The 19,561-nt window shown below is 66.5% G+C and carries 17 protein-coding genes; 9 read left to right on the top strand and 8 right to left on the bottom strand.

Features of this window, described 5'->3' with window-relative positions; all coding sequences use genetic code 11:
- Nucleotides 1-168 precede the first annotated feature (168 nt).
- Nucleotides 169-462, top strand: coding sequence for an antibiotic biosynthesis monooxygenase (locus AAFG50_RS10940; RefSeq protein ID WP_027543691.1), 294 nt, complete (start codon nucleotides 169-171; stop codon nucleotides 460-462).
- A 187-nt stretch (nucleotides 463-649) separates the two neighbouring features.
- Here AAFG50_RS10940 and AAFG50_RS10945 read toward each other — a convergent pair whose 3' ends face one another.
- Nucleotides 650-2,095: a short-chain fatty acyl-CoA regulator family protein gene (locus AAFG50_RS10945; RefSeq protein WP_028175043.1), complete on the bottom strand. Its 1,446-nt coding sequence runs from the start codon at nucleotides 2,093-2,095 to the stop codon at nucleotides 650-652.
- A gap of 229 nt (nucleotides 2,096-2,324) precedes the next feature.
- Between AAFG50_RS10945 and AAFG50_RS10950 the strand changes: the two genes are divergently transcribed.
- From AAFG50_RS10950 to AAFG50_RS10960, 3 genes are all read left to right on the top strand, one after another.
- Nucleotides 2,325-3,959: an isocitrate lyase gene (locus AAFG50_RS10950; protein ID WP_028175042.1), complete on the top strand. Its 1,635-nt coding sequence runs from the start codon at nucleotides 2,325-2,327 to the stop codon at nucleotides 3,957-3,959.
- Nucleotides 3,960-4,029: 70 nt separating this feature from the next.
- Entirely contained in the window at nucleotides 4,030-4,239 is a 210-nt protein-coding gene (locus AAFG50_RS10955) for a hypothetical protein (protein ID WP_018323282.1), read from the top strand.
- A 188-nt stretch (nucleotides 4,240-4,427) separates the two neighbouring features.
- On the top strand, nucleotides 4,428-4,982 hold the full coding sequence (locus AAFG50_RS10960) for a hypothetical protein (RefSeq protein ID WP_342714173.1): 555 nt from the start codon (nucleotides 4,428-4,430) through the stop codon (nucleotides 4,980-4,982).
- Between the two features lie 125 nt (nucleotides 4,983-5,107).
- Here AAFG50_RS10960 and AAFG50_RS10965 read toward each other — a convergent pair whose 3' ends face one another.
- Nucleotides 5,108-5,989 (bottom strand): metallophosphoesterase, encoded by an 882-nt coding sequence (locus AAFG50_RS10965; protein ID WP_028175041.1) that lies wholly within the window; start codon nucleotides 5,987-5,989, stop codon nucleotides 5,108-5,110.
- 104 nt (nucleotides 5,990-6,093) lie between these two features.
- On the opposite strand from AAFG50_RS10965, the gene AAFG50_RS10970 reads away from it, so the two are divergent.
- Together AAFG50_RS10970 and AAFG50_RS10975 are read left to right on the top strand one after the other, a co-directional pair.
- Nucleotides 6,094-6,585 carry an NUDIX domain-containing protein gene (locus AAFG50_RS10970; RefSeq protein ID WP_028175040.1) on the top strand — a complete coding sequence of 164 codons (492 nt, stop codon included), beginning with the start codon at nucleotides 6,094-6,096 and terminating at the stop codon, nucleotides 6,583-6,585.
- Nucleotides 6,586-6,846: 261 nt separating this feature from the next.
- A complete protein-coding gene (locus tag AAFG50_RS10975; RefSeq protein ID WP_011085246.1) occupies nucleotides 6,847-7,362 on the top strand; it encodes an N-acetyltransferase in 516 nt (171 codons plus the stop codon).
- 74 nt (nucleotides 7,363-7,436) lie between these two features.
- Here the strand turns inward: AAFG50_RS10975 and AAFG50_RS10980 are convergent, their stop codons facing one another.
- The 6 genes from AAFG50_RS10980 to AAFG50_RS11005 form a co-directional block, all read right to left on the bottom strand.
- Nucleotides 7,437-9,836, bottom strand: coding sequence for a TonB-dependent receptor (locus tag AAFG50_RS10980; protein ID WP_028175039.1), 2,400 nt, complete (start codon nucleotides 9,834-9,836; stop codon nucleotides 7,437-7,439).
- A gap of 155 nt (nucleotides 9,837-9,991) precedes the next feature.
- A complete protein-coding gene (locus tag AAFG50_RS10985; RefSeq protein ID WP_028175038.1) occupies nucleotides 9,992-10,396 on the bottom strand; it encodes a DUF2946 family protein in 405 nt (134 codons plus the stop codon).
- A gap of 353 nt (nucleotides 10,397-10,749) precedes the next feature.
- The gene (locus AAFG50_RS10990; RefSeq protein WP_028175037.1) at nucleotides 10,750-12,816 is read right to left on the bottom strand and encodes a membrane protein; all 2,067 of its coding nucleotides are present in this window, start codon (nucleotides 12,814-12,816) and stop codon (nucleotides 10,750-10,752) included.
- 151 nt (nucleotides 12,817-12,967) lie between these two features.
- Complete coding sequence (locus AAFG50_RS10995) at nucleotides 12,968-15,781, bottom strand: DUF4159 domain-containing protein (protein WP_028175036.1); 2,814 nt, start codon at nucleotides 15,779-15,781, stop codon at nucleotides 12,968-12,970.
- Nucleotides 15,778-16,722: a DUF58 domain-containing protein gene (locus tag AAFG50_RS11000; protein WP_028175035.1), complete on the bottom strand. Its 945-nt coding sequence runs from the start codon at nucleotides 16,720-16,722 to the stop codon at nucleotides 15,778-15,780. Before AAFG50_RS11000 ends, AAFG50_RS10995 begins: the two co-directional genes overlap by 4 nt.
- Complete coding sequence (locus AAFG50_RS11005) at nucleotides 16,722-17,720, bottom strand: MoxR family ATPase (RefSeq protein ID WP_011085252.1); 999 nt, start codon at nucleotides 17,718-17,720, stop codon at nucleotides 16,722-16,724. The genes AAFG50_RS11000 and AAFG50_RS11005 overlap by 1 nt, the downstream gene beginning before the upstream one ends.
- Before the next feature lie 300 nt (nucleotides 17,721-18,020).
- Between AAFG50_RS11005 and AAFG50_RS11010 the strand changes: the two genes are divergently transcribed.
- The 3 genes from AAFG50_RS11010 to AAFG50_RS11020 are packed head-to-tail and all read left to right on the top strand — an operon-like array spanning nucleotide 18,021 to nucleotide 19,560.
- Nucleotides 18,021-18,632: a DUF1285 domain-containing protein gene (locus AAFG50_RS11010; RefSeq protein WP_028175034.1), complete on the top strand. Its 612-nt coding sequence runs from the start codon at nucleotides 18,021-18,023 to the stop codon at nucleotides 18,630-18,632.
- Nucleotides 18,629-19,300 (top strand): CoA pyrophosphatase, encoded by a 672-nt coding sequence (locus AAFG50_RS11015; protein WP_028175033.1) that lies wholly within the window; start codon nucleotides 18,629-18,631, stop codon nucleotides 19,298-19,300. The genes AAFG50_RS11010 and AAFG50_RS11015 overlap by 4 nt, the downstream gene beginning before the upstream one ends.
- Nucleotides 19,297-19,560 (top strand): DUF6111 family protein, encoded by a 264-nt coding sequence (locus AAFG50_RS11020; RefSeq protein WP_011085255.1) that lies wholly within the window; start codon nucleotides 19,297-19,299, stop codon nucleotides 19,558-19,560. The genes AAFG50_RS11015 and AAFG50_RS11020 overlap by 4 nt, the downstream gene beginning before the upstream one ends.
- Nucleotide 19,561: the final 1 nt, after the last annotated feature.

The raw sequence follows: 19,561 nt of genomic DNA on the forward strand, positions 1-19,561 counted from the left end.
AGTGGGGCGAGACTAGGGCAGCGATGTTGAGGCGTGCTTAACCATTGGTTGCAGATCGCGCAGACGGATTAGTGCCGGGTTAACCAAGGAGGGTATCCGGGCCCCGCGCTTCGGCGTAACATCAAGTCCGGGCACAAAGCCCACATCAATAGCCGGGAGGAGGAAGCCATGTATGCCGCCATCCGTCAGGCCAAGGCGAAAAGCGGGAGCGCGGAGGAGCTGGCGCGCCGCATCAAGGACGGCGCCGTTCCGATCATCAGCGACGTCGACGGTTTCCGCGCCTATTACGTCGTCTATGCCGGCGACGACACGGTCACAGCGATCTCGATCTTCGACAAGTTCGAGCAGGCGGAGGAGGCGAACCGGCGCGCGATCGCCTGGATCGAGAAGGATCTCGGCCCGCTGCTCGCCGGCGACGCGCGCGCCGCCGCGGGGCCGGTGATCGTGCATACGCTGGCGTAGTTGGACGGATCGCTGCCTCCCAATGTCGTCCTGGCGAAAGCCAGGACCCATTACCCCAGGGAGGAGTTTTGCGACGCGTGGCCGCCACCTGCGCTTGCATGATAGTTCGGTGGTTATGGGTCCTGGCCTTCGCCAGGACGACAGCGAGTTTGTGGCTGCATCTAAAGCCAAGCGCGAGCCTTCGCCCTCACAACTCCCGTGCGTTCGAGAACGCGAAACTCGACACCCGCCGCGTCGTCTCGTCCAGGATCAGCGTACGCGTGATCGGCGGCTCGGCGCGCTGGGCGCAGTTTTCGCGTTCGCAGAGGCGGCAGTTGACGCCGATGGGCGTGCCTTCCGTCTTCTCCAGGTCCATGCCGGCGGCGTAGACGAGGCGCGCGGCGTGGCGGATCTCGCAGCCGAGGCCGATGGCGAAGCGCGGCTGCGGCAGCGGGTGCGGCGCGACCGGGCGGCGCACCATCTGCGCGATCGAGAAATAGCGCGTGCCGTCGGAGAGCTCGATCACCTGTTTCAGCAGGCGATCCGGCGTGTCGAAGGTCGAGTGCACATTCCACAGCGGGCACGTGCCGCCGAATTTCGAGAACGGGAAGGTGCCGGACGAGAAACGCTTGGAGACGTTGCCGGCATTGTCGACGCGCAGCAGGAAGAACGGAATGCCGCGCGCGTTCGGCCGCTGCAAGGTGGTGAGGCGGTGGCAGACCTGCTCGAAGCCGGAATTGAAGCGCTGCGCCAGCACGTGGATGTCGTAGTTGAGCGCTTCCGCCGCGGCGAGGAAGGCCGGGTAGGGCATCATCACGGCCGCTGCGAAGTAATTGCCGAGCGTGATGCGGAACAGCCGCCGCGGCGCGTCGTCGAGCGGGCCGGCGCGGTTGATGATGGTCTCCAGCTGCTGCGCGCATTCGCCAAGGCCGAGCTGGAAGGCGAGCTGGAACGCGCGGCCGGGCGGGTCGACCAGTTCCGAGATCAGGAGCTGGCGACGGTGGCGGTCGAAGCGCCTCAGCGTCTCGCGCATCACATCGACAGGCATGATGCGGGTCTGGATCGAATGCTTTTCGCGCAAGCGCGCGGCAAGGGCCGCGTAGAGCCCTTCGGCCGGCACGTTCAGCTCGTCGCGAAGCGTCTCCGCGGCCTGCTCGAGTTCCGGAAAATAGTTGCGGTTCGCCTCGATCAGCTCGCGCACGCGTTCGACCGGATTGGCCTCATAGCGCGTGCCGACGTCGCGGTCGGCCATTTGCGCGGCTGCCAGCGTCTCGCCCTGACGGGCCTCGGTATAGGCCGCGTAGAGCCGCTGCAGCGCGTGGGTGACGCCGGGACAGAGTTCGGCGAGGTCGCGCAGCTCCTGCTTGGGTACGTCAATCTGGCGGAACAGGGGATCGGAGAAGATCTCGTTGAGCTCGGCAAAGAATCGGTCCTCGTCGGCAGTGGCGAGGTCGCGCAGGTCGAGGTCGTAGGTTTCGGCCAGCCGCAGCAGGATCTGGGCGGTCACCGGGCGCTGGTTGCGCTCGATCAGGTTGACGTAGCTCGGCGAGATCCCGAGCCCCTCGGCGATCTGGGTCTGCGACAGGCCCAATTGCTGCCGGATCCGCCGGAAGCGCGGGCCGACGAACAGTTTCTTCCCGGGTTCGGCGGGCATTCTTCAGATCTCCAGGGTCATTAAGGACAGTCTCGCTGACCTATAATTTACAAACTTTACAAAATAACATCTATTACATGTTCTGATGTTACATGACATCACCAATAAAAAACAAGCCATCTATACGAAGTTTCCGTTTTCGCGTTTACGTCGTGACACGCATTTCGCAATGCACTGTCAAGAATGTCGATGGCCAGCCATCGCCATCGTCAGCGAAAGGATCAGGCACATGAACTACCAGCCCCGTGGCATCAGCACTTTCCAGGCGCCGGCCTCGTATCAGAGCGAGATCGATGCAGCGAAGGCGCTCCTCGAGACCCAGCCGACCTGGAACGGGGTGTCGGCCGAGGCCGTCGCGCGCATGCGCCTGCAGAACCGCTTCAGGACCGGCCTCGACGTCGCCCGCTACACCGCGGCGCTGATGCGGGCCGACATGGCGGCCTATGACAACGACCCCACCAAGTACACCCAGTCGCTCGGCTGCTGGCACGGCTTCATCGCCCAGCAGAAGCTGATCTCGGTCAAGAAGCACTTCGGTGGCAGGACCGATCGCACCTACCTGTATCTCTCCGGCTGGATGATCGCGGCGCTGCGCTCCGAGTTCGGACCGCTGCCCGACCAGTCGATGCACGAGAAGACCTCGGTGCCGGCGCTGATCGAAGAGCTCTACACCTTCCTGCGTCAGGCCGACTCGCGCGAGCTCAACGATATCTTCCGCAGCCTCGACAAGGCGCGCAAGGAAGGCGACAAGACCCGCGAGAAGGAGTTGATCGAGAAGATCGACGGCTTCCAGACCCATGTCGTGCCCGTCATCGCCGACATCGATGCCGGCTTCGGCAACGCGGAAGCGACCTACCTGCTCGCCAAGAAGATGATCGAAGCAGGCGCCTGCGCGCTCCAGATCGAGAACCAGGTCTCGGACGAGAAGCAGTGCGGCCACCAGGACGGCAAGGTCACCGTGCCGCATGACGTCTTCCTGGCGAAGATCCGCGCCTGCCGCCACGCCTTCCTCGAGCTCGGCGTCGAAGACGGCATCGTCGTGACCCGCACCGACTCGCTCGGCGCTGGCCTGACGCAGCAGATCGCCGTCAGCCACAAGCCCGGCGACATCGGCGACCAGTACAACAGCTTCCTCGATTGCGAGGAAATCACCGCGGAGAACGCCCGCAACGGCGACGTCATCATCAACCGCAACGGCAAGATGATGCGTCCGAAGAGGCTGCCCTCCAATCTCTACCAGTTCCGCCCGGGCACCGGTGAGGACCGCTGCGTGCTGGACTGCATCACCTCGCTCCAGAACGGTGCCGACCTGCTCTGGATCGAGACCGAGAAGCCGCATATCGAGCAGATCGCCAAGATGGTCGATCGCATCCGCAAGGTGGTTCCGAACGCCAAGCTGGCCTACAACAACTCGCCGTCGTTCAACTGGACCCTCAACTTCCGTTGGCAGGTCTACGACGCGATGAAGGAAGCCGGCAAGGACGTCAGCCAGTACAACCGCGCCGAGCTGATGAAGGCGGAATATGACGACACGCCGCTGGCGAAGGAAGCCGACGAGCGCATCCGCACCTTCCAGGCGGATTCGGCCAAGCGTGCCGGCATCTTCCACCACCTGATCACGCTGCCGACCTACCACACCGCGGCGCTCTCGACCGACAATCTGGCCCGGGAGTATTTCGGCGAGCAGGGCATGCTCGGCTACGTCAAGAACGTCCAGCGCGCCGAGATCCGTCAGGGCATCGCCTGCGTGAAGCATCAGAACATGGCCGGCTCCGACATCGGCGACGACCACAAGGAGTACTTCGCCGGCGAGGCCGCCCTGAAGGCGGGCGGCGCGCACAACACGATGAACCAGTTCGGCTAACGGCGGAATTGATCAGTCCGGGGTCCCCTCGGAACCCGGACTGGTCACGCACCTCAACAGGAGACTGACAATGACCAAGGGCAGCAATTTCTGGGTGATCGGCGGCGAGTTCGGCTCGATGAACTTCCACAAGCTCGTGGAAGGCTCGGCCCAGGTGCAGGGGCCGTTCAAGACCCGCAAGGAAGCCGAAGATGCCTGGCGTACGGTCTCGGAAGAGAACCGCCACAAGGCCGGCGTCCGCTTCTCCATCGTTGAAGAGCCGTCGCGCGTCTCGGCCTGACGGCTGCCTGAAAATCTAAGAAGACGTCCAAGGACGGAGGGTCCCATCCGGCGCAAGCCGGGTGGGATCGTCTGTTTTTGGCACAGGTGAGACAGCTGTGGGTGCCGTAAGTATCTGGAATTGTGGACCCTTTGCGGAGGGTGTGGTTGCTGATAGGTTAATGGAGGCAAGTGAGGACGAGGCCGACAATGTCAGAGCCCGAGACCAGCGGGACCCATCCCAGCCAGCCGCGCCCGGTGCGGCTGCGCGACGCGCTGCTGCGCGCGCGGATCGAGGCCGCCGACCGGACCGGCGTCGTCGTCGATTTGCGCGATGCCGAGGTGGCGCGGCTCGAGATCCTCAACGACGCGCTCGATCCCCTGTTTGCACAGGTGCCCGAGCAGATCGACCTGTTCGACCGCGGCATCAGCCAGGGCGATACGCCCAGACTCTGGATCGACGTCGTCGCGCACATCATGATGGGGCGCGACAAGCGGATGTATCGCTTCGTCCAGGACACCCGCTTCGGCCGCATCGTGCTCGCCGAATCGCACGACACGTCCGTGATCGTCGAGGCCGTCACCGACTATGTCGCCCGCCGCATGATCGAGCGCGAGCATGCGATGGTGGTCCTGCCCGAGCCGAAGCCGGAGGCCGCGGAGCGGCCGGCGCGCTCGCGCGTCTGGCCGTTCGTGTTCGGCTTCATCCTCGGCGCCACCGCCTTGTTCGGCGTCGCCGTGCTGGCGGCCTTGCGGAGCTGGTGAATTTCCCTCCGCCGTCATTCCGGGGCGCGCATCAGCGCGAACCCGGAATCCATCGGGCCACAGCGTATGCGGCTGAATGGATTCCGGGCTCGCGCCTTTCGGTGCGCCCCGGAATGACAGTGGCCTCAAACCAACCTTGCATGCTTGATCTCTCGGATCTGAAATCCGGACCCGAGCCCGCGCACCGTCTGCTCGCAGCGCCAGCCGGCATTGTCCTTCTCGATCGTGAACAGATTATACGCCGCCGCCGGGTAGCGCCCGTGTGCGAGCGCGGACGCCGACGGCACGCCGATCGCGGGAATGTTGCCGTTGGGGCCCTCGAACCACATCGTCGAATGAATGTGGTCGTGGCCGTGCAGGACCAGCTCGACACCGTGGCGCTTCAAGAGCGCCAGCAGATCGGCCGCGTCCGTCATTCGCTTGTGGCGCGCATCGGACTTTAGCGGATGATGCACCAGCAGCACGCGGAAGACGTCCTCGGTCGCGAGCCGCTCGAGAACTCGTTCGAGGGCTGCGAGCTGATCGCGCCCCAGCGTGCCCGTCGCCATCAGCGGCAGGGTCGGCACCGCCGTGGACAGGCTGATGAGCGCGAGTGGCCCGCGCCGGCGCAGGGCCGGAAAGCCGACGCTGCCGTCGTCGCTCGCAAGATAGGGCGCAAAGGTCTCGCCGAAACGATGAAAGGTGGCGCGGACATAGGCGTCGTGGTTGCCGGGAATCGTGGTGACGAGGTCGGGTGGGCCGACGCCGTCGAGCCAGGCGCGCGCCGGCGCGAACTCCGCTTCCAGCGCCAGATTGACGAGATCGCCCGTCACCGCGATGTGATCGGGCGCCTGCGCCCTGACGTCGGCGACGAGCGCGTCGAGCACCTCGCGGCGCTGGTACTTGTGGCGGTTGCGCGTCCAGTTGACGTAGCCGAATACGCGCTTGCCGGCGAGCTCGATCAGCCGCGGCTTCGGCAAAGGCGGCAGATGCGGATCGGACAGATGGGCGAGCGTGAAGGAAGCCATGGCGCGCGATTGCCTCGCTATTGCTCCGCTGTAATGGCAAGGTCGCGGGGACTGTGCAAGCCAAGCCTCTAGCAAGGCCTGAAGAGGGGACCAAAGAGAATCTGATGGGAGATCGTCTGAACCGCATCCGACGGAAGTTCGAGCCGCTGCTGCGGCGAATCTTCCACGCCTATTTCCTGCTGGTTCGCGGCATGACCCTCGGCGTTCGCGCCGTGGTGCTGGATTCCGAGAACAGGGTGTTCCTGGTCAGGCACAGCTACATCTCCGGCTGGTATCTGCCCGGCGGCGGCGTCGATCTCGGCGAGACCATGGAGCAGGCGATGCGGCGCGAGCTCAAGGAGGAGGGTGACATCGACCTCACCGCAGACGCCGCGCTGCACGGCATCTTCCTCAACAGTCACGTCTCCCGCCGCGACCACGTCGCGGTCTACGTCGTCAGGCAGTTCAGGCAGGATCGCCTGCCCGAGCCCAACCACGAGATCGTCGAATGCGGGTTCTTCGCGATCAATGCGCTGCCCGAGGGCACCTCGCCGGGCACGCGGCAAAGAATCGTGGAAGTGCTGGATGGCACGCCGTTGATTGCGACATGGCGGTGAGATCAACCGCCGCGTTGGCCGTTGGCAGGGGCTCGACACCAGTCTCGCCCGTGCAACCGATGGCTATCTCGCGGACAAGCTGCACAGTATCGGTTATCCGGACTGGAGCTTCGCGACCATCCTCAGCCGCAGCCCGGCCGGCAGTTCGGCCCGGTATGAGCCCGATGGACCGCAGCCCTCCGAGATGTTATCCCGCTCCCCTCATTGACGCGTTTTCATGACGCGAACCCGGGTCCACTTCGCTCGAAGACGCATGCCGACATGAACGATCTCTCGCTCACCATCCTTCCCGAAGCTGCCGGCGACGCCCAGGCGATCGAACGGCTGCACGAGCGCACCTTCGGCCCCGGCCGCTTCGTGCTCAGCGCCTACCGCATCCGCGAGCACGTCGACCATCTGCTCGAACTGTCCTTCACCGCTCGCATCGGCACGCTGCTGGTCGGCTCGGTCAGGCAATTGCCTGTACTGGTCGGCGAGACGCCGGCGCTGCTGCTCGGGCCGCTCACCGTCGAGCCGCCGTTCCGGGACCGCGGCATCGGCCGTCTGTTGATGGAGCGCGCGCTGAAGGACGCCAAGGAGCGAGGTCACCGCCTGGTGCTGCTGGTCGGCGACGAGCCCTATTACAGCCGCGTCGGCTTCAAGCCGGTCCCCAAGGGGCGCGTCACCATGCCGGGCCCGGTCGACGCCGCCCGCATCCTGGTGTTCGAGCTCGTCGACGGTGCCTTCGAGGGCGTGTCGGGAGCGGTCGTGCCCGACTGGAGCAAGGCGCGGGGGTAGCGGCGTGTGATGCCGCGACAGCCCGCTCGCTCGACGTTGGTGTACCGGGGCCCGCAGGCCCCGGCTGGAGGCGATCAGAACTTGAAGTTCGCGAACGCCCGCACGCCGATGCCGGGCATCAGCACCTCGTCCTTGGTGTAGGACACCGAGTTGCGGATGCTCTCGTTGAGGAGATTGTTGCCGACGACGCCGGCAATCATCTCGCGCGCACCGAACCAGTTGCGGTCGAGCTTGGTCTTGTAGCTCACCTCGGCCTTCAGGAGGTTGTAGCCTGCCGTCGGCGTCTCCGCGATCACGGCGACGTTGTTCTGCGCGAAGGCGTGCAACAGGTTGACGCGCATCAGCCAGTTGTCGTCGCGCCAGAACACGCCGCCGCCCATTCTGAGCGGCGGAATCCGCGGCACGTTGGTGCCGTCGGTGAAGGTGGCGCGAACCACGTCGAGCTGGTTCTCGATGCCCCAGATGCCGCCCTGGAACGCGCCGACGTCGAGCTGCGACTGGAATTCGCCGCCACGGAAGTTCGCGTTCCGCTGCGAGTAGACCGCCTGGTTCAGCTCGGCCCCGGGCGTGCCGCACGAGGCGAAGTCGTCGCCGCACATCACGCCGGTGAGGCGGCGAAAGATGAAATTGTCGAAATGCGTGTAGTAGACGGTCGCCTCGAATCGGAACGGTCCCGTCGCCTTGCGCACGCCGAGCTCGACGGACTTTGCGGTCTCGATCGTCAGGTTCGGATTGCCGATGTCGAAGGTCGCGGTCGCATCATGCGCGCCGCGCGAGAACAGTTCCGCCGCCTTCGGCGCGCGCTCGACATATTGCGCGGTGATGCTGCCGACCATGCCGCCCGGCAGGTCCTGCAACAGGCCGATGCTGCCGCTCTTCGGCGTGTAGGACGGATTGCGCGCGATCGCCACCTGCGGCGTGCCGTCGGGCAGGAAGTCGGCCGGGAAATTCGGCGTGGTGCCGTGCAGCTCGACATGCTCGATGCGGCCGGCGATCTGCGCCCGCGTCGCGTCGGTGAACTTGAACTCGTTGAAGGCGTAACCGGCAACGCGCGTGCTGTTGTTGGGGTCCCACAGGCCGTTGAACAGCGTGCCGGGATTGTCCGGGCTCGGCGCGCTCAGCTCCTGATGCCCGACCTGGAAGCCCAGCGCCGTCGTCACCTCGGCGAAGCGCGCGTTGAACGGCATCAGCTGCACCTCGGTGCGAATCTCCTGCTCCTTGTTGGTGAAGGTCTGCCGCACGCCGTCGCTGTTGGGGTCGGCGGGATCGGCAAGCCCGATCTCGTTGTGCCGGTAGTCGGTCGCGCCGGCCCAGAAGCGGATCGTGTCGATCGCGGCCGCATCGGGACGGTACTCGCCCTTGACGTTGATCTTGGTCTGGTGACCGTCGATGCGCGTGTTGTGGTCGGCGCCGTCGATGCCGGGGATGTGGTAGAGCGAGTCGTTCTGCGTGATCGCAGCCCCGATATAGCCGCCCTGGAAGAAGTAGGAGCCGCCGATCGAGGCGCCGTCCGAGCGCGTCGCCGAGTTCGGCTGGCGGCCGTTGGCGACGGATCGCGTCTGGTCGTTCAGATAGGGATAGCTCGGGATGCCGTAGTCCGTGGTGGTGCGGCCATAGACGTCGGCGTGGAAGGCAAAATTGCCGCCGCCGGTGTCGAGCAGCACGCCGCTCTCGACGCCGCGATCGACCGAGCTGAATGCGGAGCGCGTCTCGGCCGTGACGCAAGGCGAGGTCTCGGCGGTTGCCAGCGGCGCCTTGACCGGCATGCCATAACTCTGGAACGGCTGGGCACCGCAGGTTGGCAGCGCGTCCGGAATCCGGTTGTTGGTCGCGCTGACGACGCCGCCGATCGAGGTCGAGCCGTAGCGGAGCGCAGCCGGCCCGCGCACCACCTCGACCTGGTTGGTCGCGAGCGGATCGATCGGGACGAAGTGATCCTCGCCGAGGTCGGAGGCGCCGCCGGAATTGGTGCCGTTCTCGACGATGCCGACGCGGTTGACGTCGAGCCCGCGGATGATCGGCCGGCTGGAGGCGCCGGGCGCGAAGCTCGAGCCGGTGATGCCCGGCTTGGAGAACAAGAGATCGCCGAGCTGACCGCCGCCCTCGCGGCGGATCTCCTCGTTCGGCACCACCGTGACGGTGGCGAACTGGTTGGTCACGATGGGCAGCACGCCTTGCTGAGCTGCAGCGGCGGCGACTGCTGCCGGTGGCGTGGCTTCGGCCGCGTGTTGCTGGCCGCGCGACCGTCCGGTGCGCGCGACATGGACCGGGCTGCGGGTCGGTACCACCCTGCGCACGATCGGGCTCGGCGCCGTCACGGTGATGGCGGGGAGCTCGGCCGACGACTTGTCCTGCGCAGGCTGTTGTACCGGCTGTTGTACCGGTTCTTGGGCGAGCGCGGATGTGGCGGCGGCGCCGAGCAGGAGCAGGCTTGCTCCTGCGAGACGCTGCACGCGTCGCAATTCAAATGACATGGTCCTGATTCCAGTCAGGCGCCGTCCGCATGCTTGTCTGATGATCGGAGGCAGCCTGCCGTCGCGGCGCGACGGAATTCGACTTCAACGGCTCCCGGGCGATCGTCCGCGCGTGTGGCGCGGCGAGCCCGGGCGTGATCAAGCGATGTCGAGAGTCAGGACGCTGGTGGGGCGCGGGGCTGGAACGCCGTGCCGGCCGATTTCAGATGGATGAACTCGGCATCTAGGGTGCGGTGGAGCAGCTCGATCGCCTGCGGCAGCGCAAGGAGAGGCGGCGTCGCGGACACCACGGTGCCCGCCATCGCGACCACGGCGCAGATCGCGCAATTGTCGTCGCCCGGCTGCTCCCGGTCGGATCCTGAAGGAGATTGCTTCTGGACCGCGGCGCGGTCGGTCGAAGCTATCGCCTTGGCGGTGTCGGTCTGCTGGAGCGAGGCTTGGGAGAGGGAGGCGGCCTGGACGAACCAGTGGCTGTGGCCGAATGTCAGCGCGAATTGCACCAGCATCGCGAACAACGCGAGCCGGGCGCCGTGCCTGATATTCGACCGGAACCACTTCATCTGGAAACGCCACCCCACATCGCGAGGATCATCCCCTGATACCGCGATGTTATAATGTAACATCGCAGGAACGAGGAACGGATGTCAACGGCGGTCAGACCATCTCGTGTTGGTGGCCGCGTGATGTGTCGTTCGGGCAACTAACGCGAAATGGCTTTAGGCTGAATCGATTGGCCGCAGTCTCGTTCAACCTCTCCCGCTTGCGGGAGAGGTCGGCGCGAAGCGCCGGGTGAGGGTTCTCTCCACACCGGGGTTCTCGATTGTGGAGACACCCCCACCCCAGCCCTCCACCGCAAGCCGGAGAGGGAGCGCACCTCCGTTGTTGCGGCAATCAAACCTGATCTCATCGGGCTTCACCGCCCTTCGCGGACCCAGGTCGCGGCGAAGGCGCCGAGCAGCAGCAGCAGGCCGATCAGGCCGGCGAAGATCGGCAGCACGCCGACGCCCTTGACGACGCTGGCGTCGCGCATCCGCACGCCCATCCAGCCGTCGCCATGGAAGACGCTCACCGAGCGCACCGGCACGATGCGCGGCAGCTCGACGCTGGCGCCATCAACCACGCGCACGGCATTGCCGCCGGTCGCCTGCGTCAGCGGCTTCAGGGTCTCGGTGGTGGAGGTGACTTCCGAAAACTCCTTCGGATTGGTCGGGCCGACATTGATCAGCGCCTTCAGCGTGCCGTCGGTCGCCTGCCACAGGCCGAGCTCGTTGGCCGGCAGGCTGGCGCGCCACTCGCCGGGATCGCCGGCGCTGCTGAGCGTCAGGTCGCGCGACACGCCCGACGGCGAGGTCACGCTCACCGGCTGGACGCTGTCAGACATGGTCTGGCGCACCACCACGAGATCCTTGCCCTGCACCTGCAGGCGCAGCGCTTCTTCATCAAGATCCGGCTGCTTCATCAGCCAGTGCGACATCCGTCGCAAGAGGTCGAGATGCGGGCCGCCGCCCTCATAGCCGCGTGCCCACAGCCAGATGTGGTCGGAGAGCAGCAGCGCGACGCGTCCCTCGCCGAAGCGCGACAGGAACAAGAGCGGCTTGCCGTCGACGCCCGTCATGACCGGCGGGTTGACGGAATTGCGGGTGTCGACGGTGCGGAAGAAGCGGCTCCAGCGCGGCGGCTCGCTCGCCGAGCCCTCCAGCCCGCGCGTGACCGGATGGCGTTTGCCGATGTCGGACAGGTGTGCATAGAACGGCTTTTCGGTCACGCCGACCGGCTCGGCCGGCAGCACCGAATCCAGCGGCGTGCGCCAGATGCTGGTGTTGGAGGCATAGTCGGGACCGGCCGAGACCAGCACCGCGCCGCCCGCGCGCACATAGCGCGCGATGTTGTCGAAATAGGCGATCGGCAGTACGCCCTGGCGGGCGTAGCGGTCGAAGATGATCAGCTGGAATTCGTTGATCTTCTGCTGGAACAGCTCGCGGGTCGGAAACGCGATCAGCGACAATTCGTTGATCGGCGTGCCGTCCTGCTTCTCCGGCGGGCGGAGAATGGTGAAGTGCACGAGATCGACGCTGGCGTCGGACTTGAGCAGATTGCGCCAGGTGCGCTCGCCGGAATGCGGCTCGCCGGAGACCAGCAGCACGCGCAGCTTGTCGCGCACGCCGTCGATGGCGACGACGGCGCGATTGTTCACCGGCGTCAGCTCCCGCTCGAGCGGCGAGGCCTCGATCTCGACGATGTTCGGGCCGGCATGCTTGATGTCGACGTCCACGCTCGCGGTCTGGCCGCTCGAGAGCGTGCGCTCGTTGATGACCTCGCCGTCGCGGCGAACCGTGACCTTGGCGCGCTCGCCGGAAACGCCCTGGTCGTCGAGCCGGTAGGTGATGGTCTGGTTTTGCCCGACGATGCCGAAGCGCGGCGCCGCCGTGATCGCGATGCGGCGGTCGCGCTCGTCCTTCTGCCCGGTGATCAGCGCGTGCACCGGCGCCTGGAAGCCGAGCGCGGCGGCATTCGCGGGAATGTCGTGGACGCGGCCGTCGGTGATCAGGAAGGCGCCGGCGACGCGGTCGACCGGCACGTCCGACAAGGCCGAGGCGAGGGCGCCGAACAATCTCGTGCCGTCGGTCTCGCCGTCGGCCTGTCCGGCGTCGACGACGCGGACCTCGAGGCCCTTGATCTTCTTCAGGCCGTCGACCAGCGCTTCCTGCGCCTGGGCCGCCTCGCGATTGCGGTTGCCGAAATTCTGGCTCGGGCTCTTGTCGACGACGACGGCGGCGACCGAGGTGAGGGGATCGCGGTCCTCGCGGGTGAAGGAGGGATTGGCGAGCGCCAGCAGGAACAGCACCAGGGCGGCCACGCGCACCGCGGCGCCGCGCGCGCGCGCCAGCACCAGCACGAGTGCTATGACGACGATCGCGGCCAGCGCGAGCCAGAGGACGATCGCGGGAACAAGCGGCGTGAACGCGATGCCGTAATTCATCAGACAGACCTATCAACGTCATTCCGGAGCGACGTGAAGCATCGAATCCGGAATCTCGAGATTCCCCGGTGCGCAGTGCGCACCTGCGGTCTGGTCCTTCGGACCATCCCGGAATGACGGGGCGTGTGGCTCAAGCTCGTCACGCGCATCTCTATTGCCCCAGCCGTTCGATCAGGGCCGGTGCGTGCACCTGGTCGGCCTTGTAGTTGCCGGTCAGCGTGTACATCACGATGTTGGCGCCGGCACGATAGGCGAATTCGCGCTGGCGGTTGTCGCCGCCGGTCACCGGCAGCATGTACTGGCCGTCGGGGCGCACGGCCCAGGCGCCGGCAAGGTCGTTCGAGGTGATGATGATCGGCGAGACGCCGTCGCCGCCGCGCGCCGGACGCTGCGCGCTCTCGTCGTCGTCCTCGCGCGGCAGGGTCTCGACCCAGGTCTGGCCGGAGTTGAAGCGGCCGGGGAAGTCGCGCAGCAAATAGAAGGTCTTGGTCAGCACGTGCTCGCGCGGCACCGGCTCGAGCTCGGGCACGTCGAGCGAGGACAGGATCTCGCGCAGCGCCCGCATGCCCGGCGTCTGCGAGGCGCCGTTGTCGCCGGGCGGCGCCTCGATCGCGTCGCGGGTGTCGAACAGCACGGTGCCGCCCTGCTTCATGTAGGCGTCGATCTTGTTGATGGCGTCCTGCGGCGGCTTGGGCGCGCCGGGTACGATCGGCCAGTAGATCAGCGGGAAGAAGGCGAGCTCGTCGCGCCCGGGATCGATGCCGACCGGATCGCCGGCCTCGAGCGCGGTGCGCTGCGCCAGGAACAGCGTCAGCCCGGTCAGGCCGGCCTTGACGATGGAATCGACGTCGGCATTGCCGGTCACGACATAGGCGAGGCGGGTCTGCGACACCGCCTTCATCGCGAACTCGTCCGCGGCGCTGTCGGCGCGCGCGGGCGTCGGCGGCAGTGCGGAGAGGCCCGCAAGCGCGATGCCGAGCAGGATCATTGCGGGTGCGGCGCGGCGGCGCAGCAGCGCGGCGAGGCCGCCGCCGAGCACCGCGACGATGATGGCGTCGATCAGGAACAGAGCGAGCGCCGTCGACAGCAGCCAGCCGCGCAAGTCGCGCGGCTCGGCATTGGTGTAGGTGGCGTGCCGGGCGCGCAGGCTCGCGGTGTTCAGGGCTGCGATGCGGTCGGCGCTAGCAAGCGTGTTCACGGCGAGCGGTCCTTCTGCAGGACCATAGAAGCCCGGCGGATGATCGGGTGTGGCGCGGTCGCGATAATCGGCCGGAAGCGGCTTTGCCGTGGCCGGCGGCGGACCGAAGGCGCCGAAGCCGTCGAGCATGTGCAGCGGCGCCACCGTCTCGGTGGTTGCCTCGCTGGCAACGCCGGCGCCGGGCTTGGTGGTGTAGCCCGACATGTCGACGACCCGCCGCAGCATTTCGACGAAGATGCCCGACATCGGCAGATCCGACCAGCGCATGTCGGCACTGACGTGGAACAGGCTGACGACGCCCTTGCCGCGATGCTCGCCGGTCACCAGCGGCGTGCCGTCTTCCAGCGACGCCCAGCTCTTGGTGGCGAGCACGGCATCGGGCTCGGCCAGGACCTGGCGGCTCACGGTGACGTCCTTGGGGACCACGACGCCGGCAAACGGACCGTCGGCCGCGAAGGCGGCGAGGTGCTGCGGCTTCTCCCAGGTCAGGCTGCCGCCGAGCGTGCGGCCGCCCTTGCGCAGCTTGACCGGCACGAGATCGTCTTCGGCCTGCGCCAGGCGGGGCCCGGCGAACCGCACCAGCACGCCGCCCTGGTCGATCCAGGCATTGAGACGCTCGCGGATTTCAGGCGCGATGGTGCCGACATCGGCGAGGATGATCATCGGCAGCTTCTGGTCGAGGAACTGGGTGATGCCCTGCTGCGGCGAGCCCTTGTCGGCGAGCCGCACGTCGGCGAACGGCGCCAGCGCGCGGGTGAGGTAGAAGGTCGGCGCCAGCAGCGGCTGCGCGGTTTCGCTGGTCGAGCCCGAGACGATGCCGATGGCGCGGCGGCGCCAGCGCTTGTCGAGCAGCTGCACCGCGCCGGCGGAGCGCTCGCCCGATATCTCGAGCCGCGTGATGTCGTTGCGCAGCTCGACCGGCAGGTCGAACGAGGCCTCGGTTTCCTTGTCCTGCGGGCCGAACGAATAACGGGCTTCGCCGATCGGCGATGCCTTCTGGTCCAGAGCGCGCACGGTGCCGACGGCGATGCCGCCGTCGGTGCGCAGCACCTTCACCGTCATCCTGGCGGCGGCGTTCTCGGCCGCGACCAGCGCCAGCGGCGAGGAGGTGCCGCCTTCGAAGATGGTCAGGCTGCGATCGCCGATGGTCTTGCCGAGGGCCTGCACGAATTCCTCGCCGCGCCCGGTATCGACGCCATCCGACAGCCAGGCGATCTCGCAGTCGCCGGTGGCCTTGAGGAAGCGATCGACCGCTGCGAGGGTTTCGACGCGCTCGATCGAATAGGGCTTTGGTACCAGCTGGCGCAGCGCGACGCGCGCCGCGCCCGCCGGCATCAGGGTGATGTCGCGGTTCGGCTCGGACAGCGGCACCAGCGCGATGGCGCGGCGGTCGTTGTCGGCGTTGGCGATCAGTTCGTCGGCGGCCCTGATCCTGACGTCCCAGTTCGAGGCCGCGCTCCAGCCGTCGTCGAACATGATCATCAGCGGCGCCTTGCTGCCGGCAAGCCCGGTCTGCGGATTCCAGATCGGGCCGGCGGCGGCGAATATTACGAGGGCCGCAGCCAAAAGCCGCAGCGCAGTCAGCCACCACGGCGTCCGCGAAGGCGTCTCTTCCCTTGGCGCGATGTCGAACAGCAGGCGCGTCGGCGGAAACTCGATCCGGCGCGGCCGCGGCGGCATCACGCGCAAGAGCCACCACAGCACCGGCAGGCTGACGAGGCCGATCAGGAGCAGCGGTTCGGTGAAGGCGAGCGGCAATCCCATCATGCGGCCGGCCCCGCTTTGATGGAGGTGGTGCGCGCGCCCGACTTGCTCACCTGCATGCCGGCATGCAGGAACAGCAGCAGCTCGGCGGCGGAGCGGTCGGTCGCGTGGGTCGTGAACAGCCAGTCGAGCTTCGAGGTCTCGGCGCGGATCTGGTCGCGGTGCAGCGCGAGCCGCGCGGTGTAGTCCTGCGCCCAGCTTTCGGCGCGGCCGGCGGTGATCACGCCAAAACCTTCCGGCTCGACGAACTCGACGCGGCCGGAATAGGGGAAGGACTCCTCGGCGGGATCGACGACCTGCACCATCGTGCCATGCGCGCCGGAGCCCGAGAGCCCTGCGAGCGTCGTCCTGATCTCGGCGATCGGCGACCAGAAATCCGACAGCACGATGATCTCGGCGAGCGCGGAAGGAACGAAGGAGGGCGGCAGGCTCAGCCGGTCGGCATCGTCATGCAGCATCGCCTGCGCCATCTTGTCGATGACGCTGCGGCTCGCGGTCGGCGCCATCAGCCCGGGAATGCCGACGCGCTCGCCGCCGGAGACCAGCAGTTCGGCCAGCGCAAAGGCGACGATCAGCGTGCGTTCGAGCTTGGACTCGCGCGCGGTCTTGGAGGCAAACGCCATCGACGGCGAGCGGTCGGGCCAGATCCAGACCGTGTGCGAGGCTTCCCATTCGAGCTCGCGGACATAGAGATGGTCGTCGCGCGCCGAGCGGCGCCAGTCCACGTTCTGCGACGGCTCGCCGGAGACGAAGCGGCGGTATTGCCAGAAATTTTCGCCGGAGCCGGCGCGGCGCCTTCCGTGCAGGCCGTGGATGACGTTGGCGGCGACGCGGCGGGCTTCGAGCACCAGGCGCGGCAAGGAAGCTGCGAGCGTGCGGCTTTCGCCATCGGCACGTCGGATCGCGATGATCTCCTTCGCTGTGTGCCCGTTCTCGGCGGCCATCAACCGATCCGTGTTTTCAACTGCCGGATCACGTCCGGAATCGTGCGCCCCTCGGCGCGCGCCTGGAAGGTCAGCGCCATGCGGTGCTTCAGAATAGGTTCAGCGAGGTCGAGCACGTCGTCGACCGAGGGCGCGAGCCGTCCGTCGATCAGCGCACGGGCGCGCACCGCCAGCATCAGGGATTGGCTGGCGCGCGGGCCGGGGCCCCAGGCGATGAACTTGCCGGTCTCGCCGCTGTCCGGACCCGGACGGGCCGAGCGCACCAGCGACAGGATCGCCTCGACCACGGAATCGCCGACCGGCAGGCGCCGGATCAGCCGCTGCGCGGTGATCAGCGCATCCGCGGTCATCGATCCCTTCGCCAGCGTCTCCTCGGCGCCGGTGGTCTCGAACAGGATGCGGCGCTCGGCGTCGCGATCGGGATAGTCGACGTCGATTTCCATCAGGAAGCGGTCGAGCTGCGCTTCGGGCAGCGGATAGGTGCCTTCCTGCTCCAGCGGGTTCTGGGTCGCGAGCACGTGGAACGGCTTCGGCAAATCGTGCCGCGCGCCGGCAACGGTGATGTGCTGCTCCTGCATCGCCTGGAGCAGCGCCGACTGCGTGCGCGGGCTGGCGCGGTTGATCTCGTCGGCCATCAGGAGCTGCGCGAACACCGGACCTGCGATGAAGCGGAAGGAACGCTTGCCCGCGGTGCTCTCGTCAAGCACCTCGGCGCCGAGGATGTCCGACGGCATCAAATCGGGCGTGAACTGGATGCGCTTGGCGTCGAGACCGAGCGTGACGCCGAGCGTCTCGACCAGCTTGGTCTTGGCAAGGCCCGGCACGCCGATCAGCAGCGCATGGCCGCCGGAGAGGATGGTGACCAGCGTGTTCTCGATCACGCGGTCCTGGCCGAAGATGACGGACGCGATCGCGTCCTTTGCCGCCCGAATCTGGCTCGAGACCTGCTCGGCCGAGCGGACGATTCCATCCTCGAGTTTCTCGACACTCTCCGCCATCCGTTAGCTCCTTCAGCCTGCCGCGCGGCTCGCTCGCGTCGTCATGTCATCGCATCAGGTCAGATGCATCAAATCTTCACTTCAAGCGAAGACGTCAAACCAAGTCATGGCCCCTATGCTAGACTTACAGGAAGGCCATGTATTCGTTGAATTAACCTATCCCCACCTTATCGGCTTAAGGGTATGTAGGGCATCACGAAGTGGCGACCTCCACACCGGACTAATCCGGGGTGGAACCGTTCGCCGATGGACAGCGTAGACCTGCACCAATCGTGCCAAAGGACAAAGTCAGGGCAAACCATGGCGAACCAAGGGCAGAGCGCCGATCGTGGTCTTGAGGGGCTGACTGCCGCCGCCAAGAGTGCTGCCAGTGCCGAAGGCGCCAAAAAGGGCCTGCCTCCGGTGCATCTATGGAATCCGCCGTTTTGCGGCGATCTCGATATCCGAATCGCGTCCGATGGTACTTGGTTCTACATGGGGACGCCAATCGGGCGTCACGCGCTGGTCCGCCTGTTCTCGACCATCCTGAAGCGCGAGGGCGACAAGCATTTCCTCGTGACGCCGGTGGAGAAGGTCGGCATCCGCGTTGACGACGCGCCGTTCATGGCGGTCGAAATGCAAGAGGACGGCGAGGACAACCATCGCGTGCTGCGCTTCCGCACCAATGTCGACGACTGGGTCACCTGCGATGCCGCGCACCGGCTGCGCTTCGAGCAGGCAGTGGACGGCGGGCTGACGCCCTATCTGCACGTCCGCGCCGATCTCTGGGCCAAGGTGACCCGCGCGCTCTATTACGATCTGGTTGACATGGGCGAGGAGCGGATGGTCGATGGCCAGCCGATGTTCGGCGTCGAATCGGCCGGCGAATTCTTCGCCATGGCCGATGCGGACGAGGTGAGGGCCGCGCTTTGAACAAGCCTATCCTGAAAAGTGATCCCGTCGCGCTTGGCGCTGCGGATTTCTTTACCCGTTCCAGGGCGAGGCTCGGCTTCGACGTGCCGCCCGGCCTCTACGATCCGAACATCATTCCGGCCTCGGGCGATCCCGGGACCGACAAGATGCTGGAAATCGTCGCGCGCGAGCAGCCGGTGCGGCCGGCGGCGGTCCTGATCGCGGTGGTGGACCATCCCGAGCCGACCGTCCTGCTGACGCAGCGCTCGGCGCATCTCAACGACCACGCCGGCCAGATCGCCTTTCCCGGCGGCAAGATCGACGCGACCGACACCTCGCCGCTCGATGCGGCACTGCGCGAGGCCGAGGAGGAGGTCGGGCTGTCCAGAGACTTCGTCGAGCCGATCGGCTATCTCGATCTCTACGGCACCGCCTTCGGCTTCCGCATCCTGCCGACGGTCGCGAGGGTCCGGCCCGGCTTTGCGCTCACGATCAACCATTCCGAGGTTGATGATGCGTTCGAGGTGCCGCTATCCTTCCTGATGAATCCGGCGAACCACCAGATGCACAGCAAGGAATTCCGCGGCATGGAGCGCTTCTACTATGCGATGCCGTTCGCGGAGCGTTACATCTGGGGTGCAACCGCCGGAATGCTGCGTGTGCTGTATGAGCGGATCTACTCATCATGATCCGGACGGTTCTGACCGAGATCGGAATTTTCCTCGTTCCCTTTGCCGTCTATGCGTTGTTCCTGGCCGCCAGCCGGTCCGGCCTGTTCGTGCAATCGTCCTGGCCGGTCACCATCGTCGCCCGCCTTGCCCTCATGGCGATCGTGCTTGTGATCGCGGGTCTGATCGGCCTGGCGCAATTCTCCGGCGCCGGCCCGGAGTCGACCTACGTTCCCGCCCATATCGAGAACGGCAAGTTCGTGCCGGGCACGGAAAAATAGG

Source organism: Bradyrhizobium sp. B039 (assembly GCF_038965675.1).
GTDB classification, from domain to species: domain Bacteria; phylum Pseudomonadota; class Alphaproteobacteria; order Rhizobiales; family Xanthobacteraceae; genus Bradyrhizobium; species Bradyrhizobium diazoefficiens.